General features: G+C 54.4%; 11 protein-coding genes and 1 pseudogene. 8 read left to right on the top strand and 4 right to left on the bottom strand.

The features are described 5' to 3' along the window. The first annotated feature begins 87 nt into the window (after positions 1 to 87). From tssC to tssH, 5 genes are all read left to right on the top strand, one after another. Positions 88 to 1,602 carry a type VI secretion system contractile sheath large subunit gene (gene tssC / locus ACYX4K_RS14005; RefSeq protein ID WP_475091516.1) on the top strand — a complete coding sequence of 505 codons (1,515 nt, stop codon included), beginning with the start codon at positions 88 to 90 and terminating at the stop codon, positions 1,600 to 1,602. Continuing rightward, positions 1,602 to 2,075 (top strand): type VI secretion system baseplate subunit TssE, encoded by a 474-nt coding sequence (gene tssE, locus ACYX4K_RS14000; RefSeq protein ID WP_475091517.1) that lies wholly within the window; start codon positions 1,602 to 1,604, stop codon positions 2,073 to 2,075. The genes tssC and tssE overlap by 1 nt, the downstream gene beginning before the upstream one ends. After that, a complete protein-coding gene (gene tssF / locus ACYX4K_RS13995) occupies positions 2,075 to 3,904 on the top strand; it encodes a type VI secretion system baseplate subunit TssF (RefSeq protein ID WP_475091518.1) in 1,830 nt (609 codons plus the stop codon). Before tssE ends, tssF begins: the two co-directional genes overlap by 1 nt. Then, positions 3,868 to 5,001, top strand: a complete 1,134-nt coding sequence (tssG, locus tag ACYX4K_RS13990) for a type VI secretion system baseplate subunit TssG (protein ID WP_475091519.1) — start codon at positions 3,868 to 3,870, stop codon at positions 4,999 to 5,001. Before tssF ends, tssG begins: the two co-directional genes overlap by 37 nt. Before the next feature lie 154 nt (positions 5,002 to 5,155). Beyond that, positions 5,156 to 7,807, top strand: a complete 2,652-nt coding sequence (gene tssH / locus ACYX4K_RS13985; RefSeq protein ID WP_475091520.1) for a type VI secretion system ATPase TssH — start codon at positions 5,156 to 5,158, stop codon at positions 7,805 to 7,807. A gap of 73 nt (positions 7,808 to 7,880) precedes the next feature. Here the strand turns inward: tssH and ACYX4K_RS13980 are convergent, their stop codons facing one another. The 4 genes from ACYX4K_RS13980 to ACYX4K_RS13965 form a co-directional block, all read right to left on the bottom strand. After that, positions 7,881 to 8,174 carry a PAAR domain-containing protein gene (locus ACYX4K_RS13980; RefSeq protein WP_476178715.1) on the bottom strand — a complete coding sequence of 98 codons (294 nt, stop codon included), beginning with the start codon at positions 8,172 to 8,174 and terminating at the stop codon, positions 7,881 to 7,883. 39 nt (positions 8,175 to 8,213) lie between these two features. After that, on the bottom strand, positions 8,214 to 8,789 hold the full coding sequence (locus tag ACYX4K_RS13975) for a DUF6931 family protein (protein ID WP_475091522.1): 576 nt from the start codon (positions 8,787 to 8,789) through the stop codon (positions 8,214 to 8,216). Between the two features lie 11 nt (positions 8,790 to 8,800). Further along, complete coding sequence (locus ACYX4K_RS13970; protein WP_475091523.1) at positions 8,801 to 10,705, bottom strand: type VI secretion system Vgr family protein; 1,905 nt, start codon at positions 10,703 to 10,705, stop codon at positions 8,801 to 8,803. Positions 10,706 to 10,917: 212 nt separating this feature from the next. After that, positions 10,918 to 11,406: an Hcp family type VI secretion system effector gene (locus tag ACYX4K_RS13965; RefSeq protein WP_043319667.1), complete on the bottom strand. Its 489-nt coding sequence runs from the start codon at positions 11,404 to 11,406 to the stop codon at positions 10,918 to 10,920. A gap of 647 nt (positions 11,407 to 12,053) precedes the next feature. On the opposite strand from ACYX4K_RS13965, the gene ACYX4K_RS13960 reads away from it, so the two are divergent. The 3 genes and pseudogenes from ACYX4K_RS13960 to ACYX4K_RS13950 form a co-directional block, all read left to right on the top strand. Next, complete coding sequence (locus tag ACYX4K_RS13960; protein WP_475091524.1) at positions 12,054 to 14,657, top strand: bifunctional serine/threonine-protein kinase/formylglycine-generating enzyme family protein; 2,604 nt, start codon at positions 12,054 to 12,056, stop codon at positions 14,655 to 14,657. A gap of 168 nt (positions 14,658 to 14,825) precedes the next feature. Continuing rightward, positions 14,826 to 16,796, top strand: coding sequence for a ShlB/FhaC/HecB family hemolysin secretion/activation protein (locus tag ACYX4K_RS13955; RefSeq protein ID WP_475091525.1), 1,971 nt, complete (start codon positions 14,826 to 14,828; stop codon positions 16,794 to 16,796). A 66-nt stretch (positions 16,797 to 16,862) separates the two neighbouring features. Further along, a pseudogene (locus ACYX4K_RS13950) lies at positions 16,863 to 17,312 on the top strand (two-partner secretion domain-containing protein); the annotation flags it as partial. Between the last annotated feature and the right edge of the window lie 762 nt (positions 17,313 to 18,074).

The raw sequence follows: 18,074 nt of genomic DNA, 5'->3' as shown, positions 1-18,074 counted from the left end.
GCCGGCGTTTCCCGCCGGCCCCAATTTGCTACTTCAGTGCTTTCTTCTTTATAAATTCTGTCCCAAGGATTCCGGGGAGTTTTCGTCTTGTCTGCCGTTTCTTACAGTACACATTCCGGCAGTGTTTCTGCGGATGTCGGCGGCGAACCTGTGTCCGGGGCCAGCTGGCTACAGGAATTTCTAGACGAGCCCGATGACCTGTTTGCATTCGAGCGGTGGGTAAGTGCGCGGGGTACCGGAGACGCGTCCCGTAGTAGCAGTGTGCGTCAGTGGATCAGTGGCGTGATCAGCGAGCTGGATACACTCATCAGTGAGCAGCTTAATCACATTATTCACGCGCCAAAATTTCAGCGTCTGGAAGCGAGTTGGCGAGGCCTGTCTCTGCTGATCCAGCAGACACCGAGCGCCGACAATATCAAGATCAAGCTGCTCGACTTGAGTTGGAAAGATCTGTCCCGCGATATCGAACGCGCGCCGGACTTCGATCAGTCAGGCTTCTTCCATCTGATTTACAACGAAGAGTTTGGAACGCCAGGTGGTGAGCCCTATGGTCTGCTGCTCGGTGACTATTACATATCGCATCGTCCATTCGAGGGGCACCCCTTTGACGACGTATTTACCCTGCAGGGTATAGCGCACACCGCGGCGGCAGCCTTTGCACCATTTATCTGCAGTGCCACGCCACAACTGTTTGGTGTCGACAGCTACGACGACCTCGCCAAGCCCATGGACTACAGCGAAATTTTTCGCGAGAAACAGTACATCCGTTGGAATAGCCTGCGGGACCTGGAAGACAGCCGATTTATCGGTATCACATTGCCGCAGGTACTTATGCGAGAGCCGCATACCGAAGGCTTTTCTGCCTACCGCGGACTGCGCTATCGCGAGGAAGTCGCGGGAACCACCAGTAAGAATTATCTGTGGGGCAACAGCGTTTTTGCCATTGGTGCGGTGCTGGTGCGGGAATTCGATGAGGTAGGATGGTTCTCACATATTCGTGGCGTCGCGCGTGATCATCTTGGCGGTGGCCTGGTTACCCAGTTGCCAGCACTCGGGTACGGGGTAGATAGCAGCCCACAGTTTCTGAAGATGTCGACCTCTATACTGGTGACCGATTTTGTCGAGCGCGAACTGAGTGACCTCGGCTTTATCTGTCTGTGCCACTGCTATGACACGCCTTATAGCGCATTCAACAGTGTGCCATCTTTACAGAAAACCAAACAGTACAGCTCTAAAGCTGCACAAGCTAATGCGCGTATAAGTGGTATGTTGCAGCAGATTCTCTGTGCATCGCGCTTCGCCCATTACATCAAAGTCATGATTCGCGACAAAGTCGGTGCCTATATGAATGCCGCAGATTGTGAGCGCCAGTTGCAGCAGTGGATGGATCGCTACACCACCGGCCGCGAAGACCTGTCCTGGGAGATGCTTGCGCGCTATCCACTTCGGGAAGCGCGAGTACGGGTGCTGGACGAGCCGGGTAAGATCGGTAGCTACCAGAGTGTGATTCACCTGAAGAGCCACTATACCGTGGACCACCTGGTCTCGGAATTGAAGCTGACTACCGCGCTGTCGCAGATTGGTGTGGGAGCAGTGAACTGATGGCGCTGGAAAAGCGACTGATTGCTCCCTTGCTGGATCGCCTGCTGGAGTCTTCCGGGCAAGTGGATCTACATCGCCCTCATCAGGTGTTGCGACAGTTACGCGAAGGGGTGCGACGGGATCTGGAATATCTGTTCAATACCCGTTACCGGTGCATGTCCGCGCCGGAAGAGCACGAACACCTTGAGAGCTCCAATATCAATTTCGGATTGCCTGATCTATCCACCATAAATCTGACATCTGTAGATAGCCGCAAACGCTTCTGCCGGGATATCGAACGCACTATTCTCGATTTCGAGCCTCGTATTCGCTCGGTCAAGGTGTCCACTCAGGACAAGGTGGATGTAGAAGATCCGAGTATCCGCTTCCGAGTGGAAGCGGTACTACATGTGAACCCAGCCTCAGAGGTAATCGTGTTTGATTCCACACTCAACCCGGTTACCCAGCTCGTAGATGTCTCGGAGATTCTGTAGTGAGCGAAAAACTGATTGATTTATACGAGCGGGAACTGGCCTTCGTACAGCAGAGTGCGGGGGAATTTGCACGTTTACATCCGGCAGCGGCATCCCGTCTGCAGCTGGATGCCGAAACCGTAGATGATCCGTTGGTGGGTCGATTGCTCTCCGGCTTCGCATATATGAACGCGCGGGTGCAGCAAAAGCTGAACGACGACTTCCCCGAGCTTACCGATGCGATCCTGGAAACCTTATACCCACATTACCTGCGGCCGATTCCCTCCTGTGCGATCGTGCAGTTTGAGCCGGAGCCGGACCTGGACGCTATTGTGTATCTTGAAAAGGATCTGGTGCTGGAGTCAGAAAGCTTCCACGGGCAGACCTGTCGATTCAGCAGTCGGTATCCGGTGGATATATCACCGTTCCGTGTAGATTCAGCGAGCCTCATGGCGCGTCCATTTATTGCGCCCGGCTGCAACGATGTCCAGGGGGCCAATGGCGTACTCAAGCTGTCCCTGAAAACCCTCAGCAGCGAAGTGGCCTTCTCTGAGTTATCCCTTGAAACACTTCGCTTTTACCTGCGTGGTTTGCCAAGCCATATTTGTGAGCTCTACGACCTGCTGTTGACCAAGTGCGTCAAACTGGTGGTGGCGAATGGTGAGGGCGACCCATCACCGGTTATGCTCGAAGCGAACTCTATTCAGCAAGTGGGGCTCAATAGCGATGAGGGGCTTTTACCCTATCCAGAAACCGCATTCGTAGGATACCGGCTGCTGACTGAATATTTTTCCTTCCCGGAAAAGTTCCAGTTCATTGATATCACTGGACTCGCCGATGCGATCGACTCCCGTTACGGGGACACCCTGAACCTGTATTTCTATTTGTCGGAAACCCACGACGAGCTGGAAAAGCAGATGACCCAGGATATGTTTGCCCTCGGATGCACGCCGGTTATCAACCTGTTTAGCCAAAGCGCTGACCCGATTCCGGTCGATCACCGCCAGTATCAGTATCACGTGGTGCCTGACGTTCGCCGCAGCGATGGGCTGGAGGTGTACTCCATCGACGAAGTCAATGGCACCGATTCTTCCGGTAATACCACCCGTTACCGACCGTTTTACGGTTTACAGCACAGTCAATCGGGCAATGCGCAAAGTGCATTCTGGTTCTCCCGGCGCCGGGATGTGATTGAGGGCGAGCACGGCAATGAGCAAGCTTCAGAGCTGGATGTCAGTCTGGTAGATCTGGAGTTTCGTCCGTTGGAAGCCGGTGGGCAGACCCTCGACCTGAAGCTGACCTGCAGTAACCGCAACCTGCCAAAGAAGTTACCCACCGGCAACGCCCAGCCGTATCTTTCTATCGTAGACGGCGACGCGCCGGCACAGCGTATCAGCTGCGTTGTGCCACCTACGGAGACATTGCGACCACCGCGCCGTGAGCGCGGATACTGGCGATTGGTATCTCACCTGAATCTCAACCATCTTTCCCTGAGCGGCGAAGGTGGTAATGACGCCTTCAAAGAGATCCTGCGGCTTTACGACTTCCGAAATTCCGGCAGCACCCGCAATCTGATCGAGGCATTGTTGAAACTGGATACCCGGCCGATCACCGCACCGATTCAGATCGACGGTAGTGTAGTTCTGTGTCGCGGCACTGAAGTTACCATCGAGCTGGATTCAATGATGCTCAAGGGTACCAGCGCACTGCTGTTTGCCAGTGTTATCGAACGTTTTCTCGGTCTTTACTGTTCAATAAATTCATTTACCCGGCTAATCGCAAAATTGAGCGGTCGGGACGGAGAGCTGAAGCGATGGCCACCGCGCGCGGGCGACAAAGCACTGGTGTAATCGAACAGCTGCGGACCGCACCCTACCAGTTTGAATTTTTTCAGGCGGTACGGCTGCTGGAGTCCGCGGTACTCGCTCCGGGCGACGACTCGCCCTATGGGCGCAGACGATTGGGAAGTGCTACGCCACCATCTCGCGAGTTTCTGCGCTTCAAGTCACAGACCTCGCTGTCGTTTGTCAGTGCAGACGTACTGAAGTTGAGCCCGCAGAAGGGGAATACAACCACAGGCGAAGGCCGTGTGGAAAAGTGGGAAATGGAAGTGGGCTTTGGCGGCCTTGTGGGGAGCCAGGGTGTCCTGCCGTACTTCATGACGGAAGTGGTTCAGCAGGAACTGAAAGAAAAAAACGCGGCGTTGAAAGATTTTCTGGATATCTTTAATCACCGCCACGTGTCGCTGCTGTACAGGGCGTGGCAAAAATATCAGCTACCGGTGAACTACGAGCAGTCGCGCTTGCGCCGGGATAACGAGCCGGATCTGTTTACTCAGGCAATAGCCTCGGTCGCGGGGCTCGGCACCTCGGAGATGCGCTACCGCCTCCCGGTAGCTGATGATGCCCTGTTGGGGCTGGCCGGTCACCTGGGGAGACAGCAGTGCTCCGCCACTGGGCTGGCGCAAATGATTCGCCAGTTTTTTGGCCTGAATGTATCCATTGAACAGTTTCAGGGGCAGTGGGACGCATTGCCAGAAGACGTGCTGACCCGGCTCCCCGGTCCAGAGCAACCTCTTGGTGTAAACAACCGATTGGGCGTAGACACGATAATGGGTACTCACTGTTTTCAGGCACAGAATAAATTCCGCGTGGTGATCGAGCCCATGGCGTATGAAGATCACATGGCCATGGCTCCGGGTGGTGGAAAATTGGAAGCGTTAAAATCGTTTATCCAGTTGAGTGCCGGTATCGAGATGGATTTCGAGATTTCGGCAACCCTGTTTACCGACGATGTTGCACCGGTACAGTTATCAAATCAGGCCGCAACCCAACCTCTGCTCGGGTGGAATACCCATATGTCTACCGAGCTGGAAACGGATGAACCGGTATATATCAGTTTAAGTGCTGACCAGATGTCGCCGGAAGAAGCCTTACCGGTCGCGTAACATCGCGAGTGAATCTGAACCCGGATTCAAAGTCGAAGTTCATTCCATTGACTGCGCCTCGTCATATAGTTCAGTCGCTATTTAAAGGAACCACCGCTTCATATTGCTCGAATTCGATTCGGCAGATACGGCGGATTACCAATAGGGAAAATGTATGATCAATATCGATCTCAAACGCCTTGTGGAAACCATGACCCCGCATATGCGGGAATCTCTGGAAGGCGCCGCCGGCCTGTGCCTAGCGCAAAACCAGTACAACGTGGAAATTGAGCACTGGCTGCTGAAACTACTGGATCAGTCCGATACGGATCTGTTTCATCTGCTCGAAAAGCATGACGTCAATCCCTCGCAGTTCGCCAAGCAACTCGCCACTGCCATCGCCGGTTTCAAATCCGGAAGCAGCCGCCCGGCCGCCTTGTCACCGGCGATCGTGGAGGCGGCAAAAAACAGCTGGATGCTCGCCTCCATCGATTTCGGCCACCGTGTGGTGAGCTCGGGACATTTGCTGGCGGCGTTACTGTTGGAAGAGACTTCCCGTCGTCAGATACTGGAAAGTTGCCCTGCGCTGAAAAGTATTGCACCCGAGTCGATTCGCGAGACTGCGCGGGCGATGTTTTCCCGTACCGGTGAGTCTCACCACCTGAGCGGTGCCGCTGAGAGCGGCGATTCTGCTACAGCCGCGGTGGTAGCCAGCAAGGCGCCCGCTCTGGACAAATACACCGTTAACCTGACCGAGCGCGCGCGCAACGGCGAGATAGATCCGGTACTGGGGCGCGATGAGGAAATCCGCCAGTGTGTGGATATTCTCACCCGGCGCCGACAGAACAATCCGATTCTGACTGGCGAAGCGGGAGTGGGCAAGACCGCCGTGGTGGAGGGGTTCGCATTGCGAATCGCCACCGGTGACGTGCCAGGTCCGCTGCGCGACGTTGCGGTGCGAACCCTCGATTTGGGTTTGCTACAGGCCGGCGCCAGTGTCAAAGGCGAATTTGAGAACCGCCTGAAGTCCGTGATCGAAGAAGTGCGCGCCTCCGCCACGCCGATTATTCTGTTTATTGACGAAGCCCACACCATGATTGGTGCCGGTGGTAAGGAAGGGCAGGGCGATGCAGCGAATCTTCTCAAGCCCGCGCTAGCGCGCGGCGAGCTGCGCACCATCGCTGCGACCACCTGGGCGGAATACAAAAAATATTTTGAGCGCGACCCGGCACTGACCCGTCGATTCCAGGTGGTCAAAGTGGAAGAGCCGGACGAAACGAAGGCCATTGATATGATGCGCGGCATAGCGACCAGTCTGGAGTCCCACCACAAGGTGCGGATTCTCGACGAGGCAATCGTGGCCTCTGTAAAACTCTCACACCGCTACATACCCGGCCGCCAGCTGCCGGACAAATCCGTCAGCCTGCTGGATACCGCCTGCGCTCGTGTGGCACTTAGCCAGTCTGCCACACCGGGGGCGATTGAAGATGCCCAGCGAATTATTGCCGGCGCCGAGCGCACCATGGAAAAACTGCGCCGTGAAAACGCCGCGACCGGTGCCCATGAGGAGGCGTTGGCCACACTGCAGGCCGACAAAGAGGGCGCGGAAACCCGCCTTGCAAAACTCCAGGGGCAACACCAGCAGGAGCTGGAGCTGATTACCCAAATCCGCACCCTGCGTGATCAGATCGATGAAGTGTTCAGCGCGAGTGCCGAGGCTACCGATGATTCCGCACTCGCAGACCTGAAACAACAGTTGCAGGAATTAACTGCGCAGCTTCTGGACATTCAGGGCGAGACTCCATTGATGCAGCCTGAGGTGGACGAGCAGGCCATTGCTGCAGTGATTGCCAACTGGACCGGAATACCGGTAGGCAAAATGGTGTCCGACGAAATTCATGCGGTGCAGAGTCTGGCTGAGCGATTGAACCAGCGGGTAATCGGCCAGCCTCATGCACTGGAAGCGGTTGCCCAAGCGATCCGCACCTCTCGCGCTGGTCTTACCGACCCGCGCAAACCCGTTGGTGTATTCCTGTTTTGCGGCACCAGTGGCGTGGGTAAAACCGAAACTGCACTGGCACTTGCGGATACCTTGTTTGGTGGCGAACAGAATATCACCACGATCAATATGTCCGAGTTCAAGGAAGAGCACAAAGTCTCCATGCTCCTTGGCTCTCCCCCCGGTTATGTTGGCTTCGGTGAAGGCGGCGTATTAACGGAAGCCGCACGCCGCAAACCTTACTCCGTAATCCTGCTTGACGAAATGGAGAAGGCCCACCCAGGTGTACAGGATATTTTTTATAACCTGTTCGATAAAGGCACCATCAAAGATGGTGAAGGCCGCGATATCGACTTCAAAAACACCGTAATTATCATGACATCCAACGCCGGCGAAGATGCAATCCGCGCGATCTTCAATCAGGTAGAAGAAAAGCCGGAGCCAGATGTTCTGTTGGACAATATTCGCCCGCAGCTATTGCAGAAATTCAAACCCGCCTTTCTTGGGCGCGCGAATGTAGTCGCATACTACCCTCTCGATGACGAGAATCTGGTAGAGATCTGTAAAATCAATATGCGTCGCATCGAGAAACGCGTCAAAGAGCATTACGGTGCGGCATTCGGTTATGACGATGATGTGCTGATCAATATCGTCGCGCGGTGCCAGGAGGCGGATACAGGTGCGCGCAATATCGAAGTCATCCTTAATCGCACGGTATTGCCGGCACTGGCGAGCCAGTGTCTGGACTGTATGGCCCGTGGAGAAGAGGTGCGCGAGGTGCACATCGGGGCAACGGATGAAGGGGAATTTGAATACCGGGTAAGTTAATCGGCTACTCACCATATAAACAAAAAAGGCCGCCTTCTCATATTGAAGCGCGGCCTTTTTTCGTGGTGGATTGTTAACCGCCGATTAGCACCGTTGGGCAACCGATAACGATCTTGCCCCCGTGGGTGGTGGTGTCTCCCATGCGCGCAGCGGGCTTATTGGAGATCAGTACCGTCGTACTACCCATAGCGATCGAATCTGGCGGGCCCACGCAGGTACAGGTACTGCCCACGGTCGCTGATGGTATATTGCCGATCAGCACCGTGGGGCCACCCGGGGTGAGAATTGGGCCGCCCACATGGGGAACGGTACCGGTCACCATCGGACAGACATGCATATCGGTAATTCGTGAAGCGGGTTTTCCCATAATCGATGCATCTCGAAAGTTCGTTTGTCAGATCGCTACTTACGCAGCCTTGCCGTTACCGCCACGGGCGAGGTTCAGACCCTGTTGCAGAAAGCGCTCGAAAGGCTGCTCCGGGTTAACCGGGTCACTCTGAACCGCAGCCAGGGAAACACTGCCTGCCACTGCGTGAGCGTACAGATGCTCTGGTGCTTCCACTACTGGTTCATCCGGCCCAGCCATACTCCCATGACACCAGCTTGCCGCAGTAGCCGCCCAGCTGGCAGGAGTTTTGAACTTGGTGGCTTCGCCCATTTGCTTGCAGATCAGGCGGCGCTCTTCGCTCGGCTTCTTCACCCAGTTTTCTGCTGCCATCAGCGCCTTGCGATTGTTCTCATCAGTTTCCGGTGTCTGGATCTCTCGAGTACACAGGCAAGCCCACCACACGGCCTCGCGCTTGGGCAGTCCGCGGGCCAGCAGCTTGACCGCATCGCCGTAGCAACCCGCCTCCATTAATCGCAGGATGCTGATCTCTGGAGCAGTATCCAGCACCAGATGCGGTTGGCCCTCATCACTGATCTCTATTTCCTTGAGCAACTCCTGCGCGGTTGTTGCCTGAACTTTCACCAGGTCTGTCATGATCTCACCCGTCAGTTAATCTTTGTAACCCCGCCCTTGAGGGTTAGGATGCCACCGGCTTTTACCTCCGCCATGGAATCTCCTTTACAGGTAACCATGGTGCCTTTGATTTCGATGCCAGACGGTTTGATGGAAATACTGTTTCCGCCCACTTTCAGATCAATGGAGGTTTTGGAGGTGATCTTGATGGCGCCCATTACGTCGATGGTCTGTTTGCCTGACTTAACGCTAACCGAGTGATCCCCGGATTTCAGGGTGACTGACTGATTGCCCTCAATATCCGTTGTCTGGTTGCCTTTACCGAGGGTGATTGTCTCATTGCCCTCGGTGATGGTGATAGAGCGGTTGTTTTTGATTTCCAGGGTCTGATCGTTGTCGATCTTGCCGGTCTGATCGTTGTTGATCTGGAAATTGTGGTCCTTGCCCGCCTCCATATAAATTTCTTCACTGCCCTTGGTGTCGTCAAAGCGCAGCTCATTAAACTTACTGTCCTTGATCTGGGTCTTCCAGCCGCTTTGGGTGGCGGTGTACTGCGGTCCGGGGTTGTCGGCATTGTACACAGCACCAGTCACCAGAGGGCGATCCAGATCCCCGTTGATGTAGCTGACTACAACTTCCTGCCCGACGCGCGGAACAAAGCTCGCTCCCCAGTTTTTACCGGAAAACGACTGCAAAACACGAATCCAGCAGCTGTTCTGCCTGGAGTTCCAGGGGAACTTCACTTTCAACTGGGTATATTTGTCTGCAGAGCCGGAAGAGTCCGTTGCGTTTACCTCGACCACTGTGGCCAGTTGGGGGGCATAGGATTTGTGCAGGTTGGCGAAAGGTGCTGGCCGCGGCATGACCTTTTCAGGGATACAGGTAAAGGTATTGCTGAACTGAGAGTCGTCGCTGTTACTGTCTTTTGCCGACAGGCGGAGAGAAGTGAGTAAATACTTACCTCTTTCGCTCTTCAGGGAATGGGCGAGCTCAAAGCGTCCGCCGGCACTCAGTTCTCCGCAGTCACTTGAGCCTCGCGCGACATCGAACCCGGCTTCCAGGGACTCCACCGCGCGCTCGGTGAGGGTTTTATGATGGCTGTCGTGGAAAATATGCGTGCCGTCAGACTTGGCCTCGAAATGATTACGGCCGTAGAGTTGTTGAATATAGCCTTTTACATTATTTAGCTTGCTTGCAGTGGCAACATTCTGCTCGTTGTCTTTGTCCGGGGTGTACTCGTTATAGTCTTTGAATGCGAAACCACCGCTGTGGTAATTGAAATCCCGCTGCCAGCTACGTACGGAGTGCTTGGTCGGGTGACTGCCGCCGCCGTCATACTCGAGCTTCTCACTGCGGCAGTCATAAAAATTCTTGCTGTCATCGCACAGTACCAGTTCGTGCTTTCCGTTTGACTGTTTGAAGTAGTAGGCAATGCCCTCTTCGGCCAGTAAGCGGCTGATGAACTGAAAGTCACTCTCGTTGTGTTGTACGCAATATTCCCGGTCCAGTTGTTCGCCGGTAATTTTTTTACTGAAAGAGACAACGCTTGCGTGCTCCTTCAAAACCTCTTCGACGATTGCGAGCGCGGACTTTTTCTCGAAGATCCGGTTTTCTCCCGTCAGGGTGGTGAACCAGAGCCCAGGCTGTATCACTGCGGTGTACTCCCGCAACCCCTCGGCATTGACGTCAAACATCGAGAAGTGGGTGACATAGCCGTGAATGGTCTTTTCTGCATCACCATGATGAATGGTTGCAGTAAAGGGCTTGCCGACTATCTTGTCCTGAGTGATCTCATGATCATCGGAAAGCAGGCGGAGCTGGTAGCGGTAAGTATTGGAGATATGCTCTTCGCCAGAAATGGCGGTGGCGATAAAGATATCTTTGCCGATCGGACATTCCGTCCGGATCATGCGATTGTCCTGATTGAGTGAAGACATATCAGCCCCAAGTCCTTGTCGGTGCCGGGACTCTCAAAAATGAGCCCCTAAAGCGGAATTCCTTGTAATTGGGGCGCTTCCCCAAAAAGTCGCCGTCAATTTTCCGGCGTCTTGGAACCGCGTACGAGAAAATTGATCACTTTACAACGGAAAAAAGCCGGGCTTGACAGCCCATTGCTGCAAAGCCCGGCTTCCGTGTGGCGTAAACCAGATTACAGCGGGGTCGCAGTAGTGAGGTCGTATCCGACGCGCATGTTTTTCGGGTTCTTGTTGGTTTTGTCGGCGTGGTTCAGGTCCGCTTCGATTTTGGCGAAGCTCAGGGAGATGGACTCAGCCGGAGCACCACCCGCGGCAGCGGAGATGCTGTATGAGGAAATCAGAACGTCTTCCAGGGTGTAAACCGCGAACTTTTCTACAGAGTTTGCGCCAGTTTGAACGACGTGGATCTCAACTTTTACGCCTTCGTCACCGGTTACGGAGGACTTGAACAGGCCACCGGAAGCCGCATCGATACGCTTGGTTACGGTCACTTCGCTCAGGCTGGGGCGAGTCGCTTCACGATTGGCAACCGCGCCGGCTTCCATGGAGATGCCGCGGCCTACGCCGAAGTTGAAGCTATCAACTTCAATCCAGTCTTCGTAACCTTTCGCAGTTACGTTACCGGCAGGAGCCTTGTTGTTGAAGTTCATGTAAATGGCCATGGTTAATCCCTCAATATGGTATGGATCTATGGTGGGTTTTCCTTTTCCACCGCGATTGCAGTAGTTCAAGGAGTGCCGTAGTTGGCAGGCGGGATGAATTTAAGCAGAGACAAAATCAAAAAAAAACCGTTTGTGGTAATTATTAAATCGACTCTGGCACTATTTAATTGTTGATTCCCGACAATGATGACTGCTAGTACCGACTCATTAAATTTGACTCTGGCACGAATAAAAATTGAGATTAAGAGTGACTCTGAGTGGGTGAATCCGGGTTTGATGGTTGCGTGTCGAAAGTCAAAGGTTAGAGATACTGATTGGTACAATCGTTCCAGTCATCACCGAAAATAGATTCGTTGTGCCACTTAGTGTTCCGCACTGTTGGTACTATGGTTTCAGTTTCTGCCTAACTGGTATGGACTAACCAGTTGTGTAACGAAATGTAATCAGAAATCGCGTAAAACAGTGCGTCAATCAATTGTTGGCGCATTTGCCCTTCGATATACTTCGCGGCCTTTAGGCGAGTTCCCGTTTGCATATTGGTAGGTTTGGATAGTGCAGATCTCATCGGGGCTTGGTGCGCAGCCAGCGCAATTTAATACCTAGTCGGCGAGAGGAACCGCCGTCGAATTTACACCAGGGAGATGGTTGTGAATGACAAGACCCGCATAATCCAGAAAGCTGCGGAAAATCTGTCGGCCTGTGACGACTCGGATGTCACGGTATTTGTTGGCAATGAAAATACGGGTGCCAACGACCATCCTCCCGTCGGCGGGAACCCCGGCCTCGTCCCCGCAAGTGCCGGCGAGGCGGCATCCGGCATACAGAGTGTTGCCAGTGCAGTTGGCGGTATCGACGCAACAGTGATCGTTGATTCTGGCGGCCTTCCCGATTCACTTCCCCGTCCTCGTGAGGCTGTGCACTTTGAGCCATCCACTTCACGTGAGGGGGCGGTAACCAAAACCATCATCAAGGGGCGATTCGAGCTCGATAAGCTGCTCGGTGTGGGTGGTATGGGTGCAGTATACAAGGCGCTCGACCGTCGCAAACTGGAAGCCAGCGACAGTGACCCCTATGTCGCGATCAAGCTGCTGAACGAAGATTTCCAGAAGCATCCCGACGCGTTTATCTCCCTGCAGCGTGAAGCGCGCAAATCCCAGACGCTGGCGCACCCTAATATCGTAACCGTGTACGATTTCGACCGCGAAGGTGACCGGGTCTTTATGACCATGGAGTTTCTTGAAGGGGCGCCCCTCGATAAGCTGCTGCGGGAACATCTCGATGTCGGGTTGGAGAAAGAGCGTGCCGAAGCCATCCTGCGTGATGTGTCCCAGGCTCTGATCTATGCTCACTCCCACCGTATCGTCCACTCGGACTTCAAGCCTGGCAATATCTTCGTCACCAGCAAAAAAGGCGCGAAGGTTATCGACTTTGGTATCGCCCGCGCGGTGTCCGAAGGGGGTATTGCCAGTAAGGCCGGTGAAAAAACCGTTTTTGATGCAGGGACCCTGGGTGCACTGACCCCCGCCTATGCCAGCCTGGAAATGCTGAAAGGCGGTGAGCCGCAGCCCAGTGATGATGTGTTCGCCCTGGGGTGTGTGGCCTACGAACTTTTCTCCGGCCGTCACCCGTATAACAAGGTACCTGCCGACAAGGCCTTCCAGCAAAAACTCAAGCCCAAGCGCATTCGCTCATTGACACGTCGCCAGTGGCGCGCACTGGAATCTGCACTCGCTTTCCACCGCGAAGATCGCACCGATACCGTCGAACGATTTGTACAGAAGTTCTACGGCAAAACCGGCTGGAAGTGGGCCTTCGGAACGCTGTTCGCTGCCACTCTGGTTGCTGGCGGTATCGGCTATAACCACCTTGAACAGGAAAATGTGGCCGAGCAGCAGCGGGTAAAGGTCGAGCTGGAGAAAAAACTCGAGCAAGAACTATTGCAACGTCGTATCGCCGATAAGAAAGAAGCGGTCGAGCGCCTGTTGGGGCTCAGTGTGTTGACTCCTACTTGGGAGCGCGACCTGCGTATCGAGCTGCAGGAGTACACCAAGCTTAACCCGAGCGACGGCAACTTCGGTGAAACCGTACACCGTACCGTATCCGACCTGTTTATCGCCGCGGCTACCGGTCAGCTGAATCTTGGCAATCTGGAGCCGGCCGAAGAAATGCTCGGACGCGCGGCGGACTGGAATGAGAACGTCGCTGGCGCCGATGCCATTCGTGCACAGCTGAATGAAGAGCGCGAAGAGCTGCGGCGCAAGCTGGAAGAAGAGCGTTTGGCGGCGGAGCGCGAGGAAGACCGCCTGCGTCGGGAGGCGCTGCGTGCCGAGCAATTGCGTCTCGCGCGGGAGAAGCAGCAACAAATCGATATGGTACTTGATGATATGGAAGGCACGCTCAAGTGTGACTTCAAGATCAACCTGCCGCTCATTGGCAATACCCTTTCTCGCCTCGCGGCGATCGACCCGACCAAGGCCCAGCTGTTGCGTCCCGTAGTCGGGGAGGAGCTCGCCGGCTGTTTCGGCAAGCTCGCACTGAAAAGCCCGGCCAATACCGCATCGCTACTGGAAAATGCCCAGGCAATGCTGCCCAAGCAGGCTGTGCTTACCGACTTGGATATCGACTATTGCGCACACTTGCGTCCAGGCGGCGGTGCCCGTGGGGAGCGCTACACCTGCGCCGACCCAATGGCTTCCGGTGGAAACGCCCCGGAGATGGTAGTCGTCAATGGTGGCTCCGGCCGTCCACTGGCTGTGGGTAAGTTTGAAGTCAGCCGCGCGGAATTCTCCAAATTCTGCGCCGCCACCGGCGCCTGTACGCCCGCGGCAGCAGGCGACGCTCAGCTCCCTGTGCACAACCTCGAGCTGTCCCAAGTGCGGGCCTACCTAACTTGGTTGAGCGAGGAAACCGGACGCGGCTATCGCCTGCCCACCGAGCGCGAGTGGTTCGCCGCCGCTAGCGCCAATGGCCAGCCAGAAGTTTCTGATCGCAACTGTTATCTGCGTTATGGCGGTATCGAGAAAGGCGCGGAACTGGTTGCAGCCCGCTCGGGTACCGCAAACCCGTTTGGGGTCGTCAATGCGGTGGGTAACGTGCAGGAGTGGGTGTTTGATGTGGATAACAATCTGCTGGCCGCCGGTGGCAGTCGCCAGGATCCCATGAGTCGTTGCCTGGCTACATCCAAAATGTTCCACAGCGGTCATGCGGATGAATTTACCGGTTTCCGCGTGGTCCGGGACATCGTCCGCTAATTGGATCGGGAAGTCAGAGAGCATCTGAGCAGAATCAATAAAGGGTGCGCCGCTGGTTTTGGGAGTCTGCGGATACCACCTATCAAATTAAAAAATTGAATATTAGCGGCGTGCAGGTCAAAGCCCGCGTGCCGCGCCATATTGAGAAAGGAACTCTTGGGGGGATCCGTGTCTTCATTGAGCAAGGAATGGTTGTGCACCGCTATGGCGGGCATGATGGTGTTGGCGCTACACGCAGAAGCGCAACAGAGTGACTCCAGCTTTCGCAGTCGGGTGCGTCAAGCCTTCGAGCAGGACGTGCCCCATGTAAATGATGAGGACGTTCAGCGGGAGTTTGAACGCCGTGTGCGTGAAGCGCGTGACCCCAATCTGGACACCGATATTCCGGAAGTTTCCGGCCGTGAAATCGGTCCGCGTATCTCCGTAAAAGAGTTTCGCTTTCACCGTCTGCAGGAGTATCCGGAATACGGCATTGAAAAAGCCGTTGTTGAAGCCAAGGCCGAGGCCCTGCGTGTCAAATATATGCAGGAAGACAAGATCGTCGCTGGTGGCTATACCCTGGAGAATCTGAAAGAGCTGGCGCTGATGTTGGATGGCATGGGCGCAAGATTCTCACCAGACGAGCTGGGTCCACGGGAGCTGCGCCGGCTGGTCAATGTGATCGAGCGTCAGAACGCCCTGCGCGGTCTGACCTACGGTGACCTGGAAGACATCGCCGCAGAGCTCACCCGTTTTTACCGCCAGCAGGGCCTATTTCTCGCCCAGGTACAGATTCCGGCCCAGGAAGTAAAAGACGGTATCGTCACCTTCAGTGTGCAGGAGGGCGTGCTTGGGCAGATCTCCGTGCACGACAACCAGAAATACAGTGACAAGCGACTCGCTGGCGCTTTCGAACGTCAGAAAGGAAAGCTGGTAAACCACGAAAGCGTTGAGGAAAGCCTTTACCTGCTTAATGACCTTCCCGCCCTAAACGTAACCGGCTACTTCAGCCCCGGCGACAACCCTGGTGAAACCCGCCTGAACCTGAAGGTGCGCGATGAAAGTGGCTGGCGCCTCGTTACCCGTATGGACAACCACGGCTCTACGTTTACCGGCGACAATCGCGTATTCACCTCCGTCGACTGGTTTAACCCGTTGGGCATTGGTGATGAGCTGACCGTGGGCTATTTGCGCTCAGATGGCAGTGACAGCTTCGACTCTGGTTTTGGATCCAATCTGGGTCAGTTCAAATACAGCCTACCGCTGTTCGGTGCGCGCACCCGCCTACAGCTATCCGCAGACTACAATGAATTTGTGCTGCAGGATCTGGAAGATCCGAATAACTTTATTAACCTTCTGGATATCAACGGCGTTAACGAAAGCTATGCGCTGAACGTAGAACACAAGTTCCGTCGTTCCCGCGACTTTAATATTACCGCGTCCGTTTCTGCTACCGAGAAAAAATCCGAGATTGAAGCCGTAATCGCGTTGCCAGATGGTGGCGATCATGTAATCGGCGGGGAGTTCGGTTTCTATATGGACGCTCTGTCCGGTGGCCGTATCCCCATGCTGAACGTGGTCAACGCAAAAGCCCAGTTTGGCCAGTTCCAGAATACGGTTGAAGCAGGTCGCGGTGATGACTTTAGCAAGTTTGCCGCAGAAACCAGCTCGCTGTTATTCCTGCCCATGCCTTTCACTGACGCCCAATCCCGTCTGGTGGTAAAAAGCCGCTGGCAATACAGCGAAAGCGCGTTGCCATCTTTTGAGCAGTTTTCTCTTGGCGGCGCCAATGGTGTGCGAGCATTTGACGTCCGCGACTTCTCTTCAGACCAGGCCGCGCTCATCTCCGCCGAGTGGTACCCCGGCCTCCCGAATGCCATCAACCCGCGTATTTTCGGCAACCGGCTGAGTGACATGGTCCAGGTAGCCCTGATCGCCGATGCCGGCTACGGCGTCGTCGAGAACTTTGAGCCCATGGTAGAGAACGACTGGGCCGCCCTCTCCGGAGCCGGCCTGCTAGTGAAATTCAGCTGGAACGAAAACTGGGCCAGCCAACTTTCCCTCGCATGGCCCACCATGTCCCGCTCCTCGATCGACGGCACCGGCGACGACGCCGAAGAGCCGAGAATCTACGCGGACTTCTCCTACTTCTTGCAGTAATACCCCAACTCCAAAGTACGCCGTCCACCAGATACGGATATCTAGCGCACAACAGCGAACGACATTATGAACACCAAGAAAACTCTTCTTTCAAATGCAATCAAACTGGCCTGCCTGGGAATGTATGCAGCGCAGGGGGCTTATGCTCAGGTCACTTCTGGTTCTGGGGATGTTTCGGGCATTGACATTGATGTGGTAAGTATCACTGATGATGCCGCCGATGTTAAGACACTGGTGACTATTGCTGAAAAAACCACTGTAACCGAAATTGATTGGAATAATTTCAATATTGCCGAGGGTGAAGAAGTCCGTTTTGATTTTGGGGATGTAGATTACAACTTCGAAAATGGAAGTGGCTCTTATAGCAGTACCAACCTTGTAGTGAATAATGTTCTAAATGGTAGTAGTTCAATTTTGGGTTCGCTAAGCTCCGATGGCCATGTGGTACTTATTAATCCGCGCGGTGTGATTTTTTCGCAGGCAGCCACGGTAAATGTCGGTGCATTAACAGTATCTGGGTTGGCCTCTTCCATTGGTGATGCAGATGAGGGTGAATTACTTAAAATAAATGCATCAGGGATTTCGGATGCAACAGGAAACGCAGCCGGTCTTGTTTCCAATCTAGGTCAAATAACTGCTCATGCTGGCGATGTGACTTTAATTGGTAATAGTGTGCGGAATCTGAAAGAGACCATCGAGGGTTCTGAATTCACGGGATCGATATTTGCGAGCAAGGGCACTATCAATATGGTAGGCGCTAATAGCGCAACAATTTCAGTGGGCACTTCGGGACTTGTCTCTGTGGCAGTTGAGTCTGGCGCGCTCAGAAACGAATTGGAAGTCGATGAATCCGTGTTTAATAGCGGTGTTCTCGATGGTGCGCATGTCGTCATTGAAACGAGAGTGGCGGATAACCTGTTTAACTACGCGGTAAATAATGCAGGAACGATAAAAGCTTCTGGAATTGATACTACTGGTGGGAGTGTTCGATTAGTTGCGTCAGTTGATTCCGAAAGTGACGGGGTTGGAAGAATCAATAATAGTGGAAGCATCACTGTATCGGCAGAAGGGGCAGATTTCGGCGCGGCTCTAGGGGAAGGTCTGAATATTAGCGCTGTCGATGGTTTTAACAACTCGAACGTAATCACTGCTACTAAGCTGTCTATGTCAGTTGGTAAATCAGATGCCGAAGAAGTTCCGCGGGATGGCGACGGCAACCCCGTTGAGCCAACCGTAAGTGATTTGGGCAATGTAACGATTACTGGTAATTTGCCAGTT

The sequence above is a fragment of the Microbulbifer sp. ABF4_107 genome (assembly GCF_056312215.1).
The sequence above is the reverse complement of the archived record's forward strand: the minus strand, read 5'-3'. Positions and strand labels throughout refer to the sequence as shown.